The organism is Myxococcus sp. CA005, assembly GCF_006518205.1.
Lineage (GTDB): Bacteria > Myxococcota > Myxococcia > Myxococcales > Myxococcaceae > Myxococcus > Myxococcus xanthus.
This window is the reverse complement of the sequence record NZ_SRLV01000163.1, coordinates 1-7465: the sequence shown is the minus strand read 5'-3', so window position 1 is coordinate 7465 and position 7465 is coordinate 1. Positions and strand designations below refer to the sequence as shown.

Sequence of the window (7465 nt, the reverse complement as noted above, 5' to 3'; positions counted from 1 at the left end):
GGGGGCCGCGGAGGCCCCCGCCGCGCCCGCGGCCCCCTACCTCCAGGGCATGGGACGCACGCCCGAACAGGAGGCGCTGTTCCAGGAGGTGAGCAGCGCGCTGGAGCTCTACGAGTCCGAGGCGCGCGAGTTCCACCGTGAGGTGCAGGAGCTGGTGGAGCAGCGCTACGAGCAGAAGCGTGGCGCGCTGGCGGCCTCCTACGAGAAGCGCATCAAGGACCTGGAGGCTCAGGAGCGCCGCGAGCGGCTGGACGCCATTGCCCGGTTCGAGGAGTTCCTGCGCCGCTACCCCACCGAGCCGCGCTTCACGCCGGACGTGATGTTCCGCCTGGCGGAGCTGTATTACGAGCGCTCGTCGGACGACCACCTGCTGGCGATGAAGGACTACGCGGAGCGGCTGGAGGCGCACGACAAGAACCCGGACGCGGAGTTCCCCACCGAGCCGCGCGTGGACTACGCGCCCTCCATCGCGCTCTACCGCAAGCTGCTGGCCACCTTCCCGGACTACCGCCTCAACGACGGCGCCTGGTACCTGCTGGCCTACTGCCTGGAGAAGCAGGACCAGTACGGCGACAGCCTCCACGCGTACCAGCAGCTCATCGCGCGTTACCCGCAGAGCCGCTTCGCCACCGAGTCCTGGGTGCGCATCGGCGAGTACTGGTTCGACAACTACGAGGACCCGCAGGCCCTGCCCAAGGCCGCGCAGGCCTACGAGGCCGCCACGCGCGACGCCTCGCACCCGCTCTACGACAAGGCGCTCTACAAGCTCGGTTGGACGTACTACCGCCTGGACCGCTTCGAGCCAGCGGTGGCGTCCTTCCTGACGCTGGTGGAGTTCTACGAAGCCCAGCGTGTGGCGAAGGGCGACGCGACGGCCGGCGGCGACCTGCGCGAGGAAGCCCTCCAGTACGTGGCCATCTCCCTGGCGGACGACACGTGGGGCGGCATCGCCCGGGCGGATGCGCTCTTCGCGGAGCGTGGCCCGCGCCCCTACGAGGCCGAGGTGTACCAGCGGCTGGGCAACGTCTACTTCGACCAGACGAAGCACGCGCCGGCCATCGAGGCCTATCGCCGGGTGCTGCAGAAGGCGCCGGACGCGCCGGACGCGCCCATGGTGCAGCAGCGCATCGTCCAGGCCTACGAGCGGGACCGCATGCTGGGCCTGTCCTTCGCCGAGTCCGAGGCCCTGGCCAACCTCTACCAGCCCGGCGGCGCCTGGTACGAGAAGAACAAGGGCGACACGGCGGCCATCGCCCGCGCCAACGCGCTGGCCGAGCGCAGCCTGTACGGCAGCGCCACCTACCACCATCAGCAAGCCCTGGTCTTCAAACAGGAGGGCAAGTTCGAGCAGGCCCGGAGCGCCTTCGACATCGCCGCCCGCGCGTACGGCACGTACCTGGAGCGCTTCCCGCGGACGAAGAGCGCGGGCGACATGCGCTTCTATTACGCGGAGTGCCTCTACAACGCCTTCCAGTTCGCCGCCGCCGCGCGCGCCTACGAAGAGGTGCGCGACACGGACGCGGCCAACAAGCACCGCCCGGACGCCGCCCTCAACGCGGTGCTCGCGTGGCAGAAGCAGCTCACGCTGGACATCCAGGCGGGCGCGGTGCCGGAGACCAAGACGCTGCGCTCGACGGAGCGTCCCCCGGGCCAGGCCGTGAAGCCCCGCCCCTTCGCGCCCACCGAGCAGAAGCTGGTGGCCGCCGCGGACGCCTACGTCACCCTGCTGCCCGCTGGCGAGAAGGCGCCCGGCATCGCCTACCAGGCCGCGGAGCTGCACTACTCGCACGACGACTTCCCCGAGGCGCGCCGCCGCTTCGAGACCATCATCCAGGCATACCCGAGCCACGAGGTGGCCCGCTACGCCACCAACCTCACCATCGAGACCTTCCTCATCGACGAGGACTGGCGGAGCGTGGAGTCCGTCAGCGCGCGGCTGGCCAGCAACGACAAGGTCATCGACCCGTCCAGCGACCTGCACAAGCAGTTGGTGAAGTTCAAGCTCGCCGGCCGCTTCAAGCTCGCCGACCAGCTCATGGCCGAGTCGAAGTACGAAGAGGCCGCGGCGAAGTACATCGAGCTGGTGGACGAGTCGCCCCGCCACGAGTTCGCGGACAAGGCCCTCAACAACGCCGCGGTGGCGCATGAGAACACGCGCCGCTTCGACTCCGCCCTGAAGCTGTACGAGCGCATCTACCGCGAATACCCGTCGTCCCCGCTGGCCGGCGGGGCGCTGTTCCGCGTGGCGGTGAACGCGGAGAACTCCTACGACTTCGACAAGGCCGTCGTCAGCTACCAGAAGCTGGTGAAGGACTACCCGGACTCGAAGGACCGGGAGGCGGCGCTGTTCAACGCCGCGCGCCTGTTGGAGGGCCAGCAGCGCTACCCGGAGGCCGCCGCCGCCTTCATGCGCTACGCGGACCTGTTCCCCAAGGCGGAGGACGCGCCCAAGAATCAGTACCGCGCCGCCATCATCTACGAGAAGCAGGGCAACCCCCGTGGCGAGGTCCGCGCGCTGCAGGAGTTCGTGCGCAAGTTCGCCTCGCAGTCCGGACAGGTGGAGCTGGTGGTGGACGCGCACCGGCGAATGGGAGACGCCCACCAGAAGCTGGGCAGCACGCGCGACGCCCAGAACGCCTGGGCGCGGTCCGCGGCGGAGTTCGACCGACGCAAGCTCCAGCCGGACACGCACCCGCTGGCCGCGGATGCCGCCGCCTACAGCCGCTTCCAGCTGGCCGAGCTGGAGTTCCAGAAGTTCGACAAGCTGAAGATTGGCGGCAAGGGCAAGGCGCTGGAGCGCAGCTTCACGGCCAAGCGCAACGGCGTGAAGTCCGTCAACACCGCGTACGCGCGCGTCTACCCGTACAAGCAGTTGGAGTGGACGCTGGCCGCGCTCTACCGCCGGGGCTACGCCCTGGAGCGCTTCGCCAACACCATCATCGAGACGCCCGTCCCGGCGGAGGTGAAGCGGATGGGCGAGGAGGCGGTGGTCGTCTACCAGGACGCGCTGGTCCAGCAGACCACCGCGCTGGAGGAGGCCGCCGTGGAGAGCTACGCCGCCACGCTGGCCGAGGCACGGAAGAACCGCCTCACCAACGAGTGGACGCGCCGCACGCTGGAGTCCCTCAACCGCTTCCGGCCCAAGGAGTACCCGGTGCTCAAGGAGCCCAAGCAGGCGCTCGCCGCGGACGCCACCTACCCGGATGGGCTGGTGGGCAGCATCACCGGCCCCGTGCGCTCGACGCAGCAAGAGGGCCCGCGCCTGTCCGGGGAGGGAGCGAAGTGAGTCCTGGCCCGCGTCTTTCATGCGCCCGCGCGCTGACCTCCGTGGTGCTGGCCTCCAGCCTCTGGCTGTCCGCGTGCGCCACCACACCCGCCGCCCCTCGGCCAACGCCCGAGGAGACCGCCGAGGACGCGGACTCCACCGCCACGACACCGCCGGACGCGGGCGCCACCACGGAGGCGCCGTCACCGCCCCTGTCCCGTCCGGAAGCGCCGCGCGGCCCCGAGCGCGACTTCGTCGAGGCGGTGGAGATTGCGCGCCGGGGAGAGCTGACCGCGGCCGAAGCGGCGCTGCGCACCCTGGTCGAGCTGGACCCGAAGCTGGACTACGCGTGGACGAACCTGGGCATCGTCCAGGAGCGGATGGGGAAGACCGCGGACGCGGAGCGCTCCTACCGCAAGGCACTGGACGTGGCCCCCGAACAGCAGTCCGCGTGGGACTGCCTGGCGCGCCTGTATGGCCGCACCGGCCGCACGGCGAAGCTGGAAGCCGAGCTGCGCGAGCGGCTGTCCTCCCAGCCGGACTCGGTCGCGCTGCGCACCGCGCTGGCCATCACCCTGCTCCAGGCGAAGAACCACGCCGCCGCCTCGGCCGAGGCCAAGCAGGCGCTGAAGGGCGACGAGCGGCACGTGCGCGCCATGCAGGTGCTGGCGCAGGTCTACTACCGCGAGGGCAAGCACGAGCTGGCGCGCATGGTGCTGGAGAACGCCCGCGCCATCGACCCGAAAGACGCGGCCACGCACAACGGGCTGGGGCTGGTGTACCTGGCGCTCGACTCGCGTCCCCAGGCCCTGGAGTCCTTCAAGACGGCCGCGCAACTGCGGCCGGACTTCGCGGAGGCGCGCAACAACTTCGGCGCCATGCTCAACGAGGCGCAGGACTACGCGGCCGCCGTCACCGAACTGGAGGCAGCGGTGCGCGCCGCGCCGGACTTCGCGTCGGCCCGCCTCAACCTGGGCAACGCCCACCGGGGCCAGGGGAACTTCGCGCGGGCCCGCGCCGAGTACGAGCAGGTGCTGCTGCTGATGCCGCGCGCCGCGGATGCGTACTTCAACCTGGCCATCCTCTACCTCGACGTGGAGCCGCCGGGCATGGAGCCGCTGAAGCGCTACAAGACGGCCCTCACCCACTTCGACAACTACCAGGCGCGCGGCGGACGCGACGAACGCATCGCCCAGTACATGAAGGACGCGCGCAAGCTCATCGACCGCGAGGAGCGGCGACTGGAGCGCGAGCAGAAGGACCAGCTCCGAAAGGCCACCGAGGCGCAGAAAGCCGCCGAGGCCAGCCCCCCCGAGGGAACACCGCCCGCCCCTTCGGTGTCCAACCCGGAGCCGGGCACGCGCGTCGCGGCGCCTGACGCCTCACCTTCCACCACCTCCGCCCCAAGCAGCCCGGCACCGTCACCGGACGGCGCGTCCGCTGCCCCGGTGCCCACCGGCTCGGGTAGACTCACCGCCGACTCACAGTAAATCCGCCATGCGCTCCGCCTTCGCCCTCATCGTGCTGCTCGCCGCCGCGCCCGTCCTGGCCCAGGACGCCAGTCAGGCCTCCTCGTCCAGCAGCGGCGCCACGTCGCCGAAGAAGGCCCCGCGCAAAGTCATCCGCCTGGAAGCCATCACCGTCGAAGGACGCATCCAGAAGCCCCAGGCCATGTACATCCTCCAGCGCTCCAACCTGAGCTTCGACGACCTCAGTCGCACCGAGAGCTTCGTGCCCAAGGTCGAGAAGAGCGTGGAACAGGAACCCTTCTAGTCCCATGGCCGCCACCTCGCAGAACAAGCTGCTCCGCGTCGGCGTCATCCAGAACGGCCGCATCGTCGAAGAGCACCACGTCCGCCGCGAAGCGGTCACCATCGGCCACGACGCGAAGAACACCATCGTCCTGCCCGCCACCGAGGGCCGGCCCGCCCGCTTCGCCCTGCTGGAGAACCAGAACCAGCAGTTCCAGCTCGTCATCGCGCCGGACATGAAGGGCCGCGTCAACCTGGGCTCGTCCGACGTGGACTTCGAATCCCTGCGCGCGCAGGGCCTGGCCACCCGCCGCGGCGACCTGCACGTCCTTCCCCTGCCGGAGAGCGCTCGCGGCAAGGTGGAGCTGGGTGACGCCACCCTCTTCTTCCAATTCGTCACGCCGCCGCCCGACGAGGCGAAGCCGGTGCTTCCCACGGACGTCATGGTCAGCCGGTGGAAGACGATGGACCGCGTCTTCTTCGGCATCCTCGCCGCATCGCTCCTGGTCCACTTCTCCGGCGCCGCCCTCATCATCACCTCGGAGACGCCGCAGGTGGCCGAGCTGGAGCTGGACGAACTGGATGACCGCTTCGTGCGCGCCATCATCCCCCAGCGCCCGGTGGAGGCCCCCAAGCCCGCGGACACCGGCCCCGCCGAAGCGCCCAAGAGCGACAAGCCCGATGCCGCGCCCAAGGAGGACACGCCCGCGGAGAACAAGCCCGCGGGGGACGCCGCCCAGCAGCGCCGCGCGGAGGTGGTGAAGAAGGTCTCCGGCAAGGGCCTTCTGAAGATTCTGGGCTCCAATAGCGGCGGTGGCCAGGGTGCCTTCGCGGACGTGCTCGGCGGCGCCAGCGGCGGCGGTGACATCGCCGAGGCCCTGGCGGGCGCGGGCGGCGTGGGTGTGGCCCGCGAGGCCTCCGTGGGCGCCTCCGGCGGTCCTCGCGGCGGCGGCACGGGCACGGTGACGGACATCGGCGCCATTGGCACCCAGGGCGGCGGCAAGGTGGACCTGGGCGACAAGAAGGAGACGGTGGTGAAGGGCCGCGTGCAGGACGCCACGCCCGAAATCGAAAGCGCCGACGTGGACCGCGACGCGCTGGCCCGCTACGTGCGCGCACGCAAGGCCGCCATCCAGAGCTGCTACGAGAAGGAGCTCAAGCGGAACCCCAACCTCAAGGGCAAGGTGGTGGTGCGCTTCACCATCAAGACGTCCGGCCGTGCCGGGGACATCGAAATCGAGGAGAACACCCTGGGCAGCGAGGCGGTGGGCAGCTGCATCCGCACCACCATCCGCAGCTGGGTGTTCCCCTTCAAACCCGACGACGAGACAGCCGTTTCCTACCCCTTCGTCTTCGCGCCGGCGGGCTAGGCTCCCGGCCGGGAGCACCCAGCCCGGGCCCCGGGGGGACCATGGAGAAGCTGTCCGTCATCGCCGCATCGCCGCTCTTCGAGATGCTCTCCTCCGCGGAGCTTGGCCACCTCGCCGAGCTGGCGCGGGCGCGGCACTTCGCGGCCGGGAACGTCATCTTCGAAGAAGGGGATTTGGGCGACAGCCTCTTCGTCGTCGTCCGCGGCCAGGTGGAGGTCGCGCGCCGTCAGCCCCAGGGTGGCCTGCATCCGCTCGCGGTGCTGTCCCCACCCGAGTTCTTCGGGGAGATGGGCCTCATCGACAAGGAATTCCGCTCCGCCACCGTGTGCGCGAAGACGGACGTGGACCTGCTTCAGCTCAGCGCGCAGGACCTCCGCGAGTTCCGGAGGACACATGGAGATGGGTTCACCTTTATCGTGGTGAATATCGCCAGGAGCCTGTCTGCCCGCCTGCGCGAGGCCAATGTTCGTCTCGCGACGAAGGACTGACCCGTCAGTCCTGACCACTTTCATCGCGCTCGTGTTGGTTTGACACCCCCCACCCCTGCCTCTACGCTCTGCGGCATCGTGAGCCGCATGCGCAACGTCGGAATGCTCGCCGTCCTGGCCGCCGGCATGGCGACGGCACAAAGCCCGTCCCCCGCCGCGCCGCCAGCCCCTCCCGCCGCCACCGCGGCGCTGGAGAAGGCCAGCGACGTGCCGGACTCGGCGAAGCTGGTGCGCAGCACGCAGGCACTGAGCGGCATGCGCGAGGTGCTGCGCTCGGTGTTGGGGAAGGTGGAGGAGGCCCGGCGGACCAAGGACGTGGTGAAGCTCAACTGCGCCAACGAGAAGCTCACTCAAATCAAGGGCCTGCTGCGCATCTCCGAGCAGGCGGACGTGTCCCTCCAGGAGGCGGTGTCCCGCCAGGAGTCCTCGTCCAGCGAGCACGAATTCACCAAGGTGATGATCGCCCGGCAGAAGGTGGGACAGCTCCGCTCGGAGGCCGAGGAGTGCATTGGCCAGCTCGCCTTCCGCACCGATGAAAATCTCTTCGTGGAGGTGGAGGAGCCCAACAATCTCCCCGGAGGAGACCCCACC

Annotated in this window: 6 protein-coding genes; all 6 read left to right on the top strand. The window is 69.9% G+C overall.

Annotation, left to right across the window (positions count from 1 at the left end; genetic code table 11):
- Positions 1 to 3286, top strand: a 3286-nt coding sequence (locus FMQ63_RS36485; RefSeq protein WP_228556567.1) for a tetratricopeptide repeat protein, incomplete at its 5' end; no start/stop codon positions are given.
- On the top strand, positions 3283 to 4755 hold the full coding sequence (locus tag FMQ63_RS36480) for a tetratricopeptide repeat protein (protein WP_011552021.1): 1473 nt from the start codon (positions 3283 to 3285) through the stop codon (positions 4753 to 4755). The genes FMQ63_RS36485 and FMQ63_RS36480, both read left to right, overlap by 4 nt.
- A gap of 7 nt (positions 4756 to 4762) precedes the next feature.
- Positions 4763 to 5038 carry a hypothetical protein gene (locus FMQ63_RS36475; RefSeq protein ID WP_011552020.1) on the top strand — a complete coding sequence of 92 codons (276 nt, stop codon included), beginning with the start codon at positions 4763 to 4765 and terminating at the stop codon, positions 5036 to 5038.
- Between the two features lie 4 nt (positions 5039 to 5042).
- Positions 5043 to 6386, top strand: coding sequence for an AgmX/PglI C-terminal domain-containing protein (locus tag FMQ63_RS36470; RefSeq protein ID WP_011552019.1), 1344 nt, complete (start codon positions 5043 to 5045; stop codon positions 6384 to 6386).
- 41 nt (positions 6387 to 6427) lie between these two features.
- A complete protein-coding gene (locus FMQ63_RS36465; RefSeq protein ID WP_011552018.1) occupies positions 6428 to 6874 on the top strand; it encodes a cyclic nucleotide-binding domain-containing protein in 447 nt (148 codons plus the stop codon).
- Positions 6875 to 6961: 87 nt separating this feature from the next.
- On the top strand, positions 6962 to 7465 hold a 504-nt coding region (locus tag FMQ63_RS36460), incomplete at its 3' end, for a hypothetical protein (protein WP_194866458.1).

Coding starts and splice junctions, on each gene's coding strand:
- FMQ63_RS36475 (WP_011552020.1), top strand. CDS start 4,763: ATGCGCTCCGCCTTCGCCCTCATCGTGCTGCTCGCCGCCGCGCCCGTC.
- FMQ63_RS36470 (WP_011552019.1), top strand. CDS start 5,043: ATGGCCGCCACCTCGCAGAACAAGCTGCTCCGCGTCGGCGTCATCCAG.
- FMQ63_RS36465 (WP_011552018.1), top strand. CDS start 6,428: ATGGAGAAGCTGTCCGTCATCGCCGCATCGCCGCTCTTCGAGATGCTC.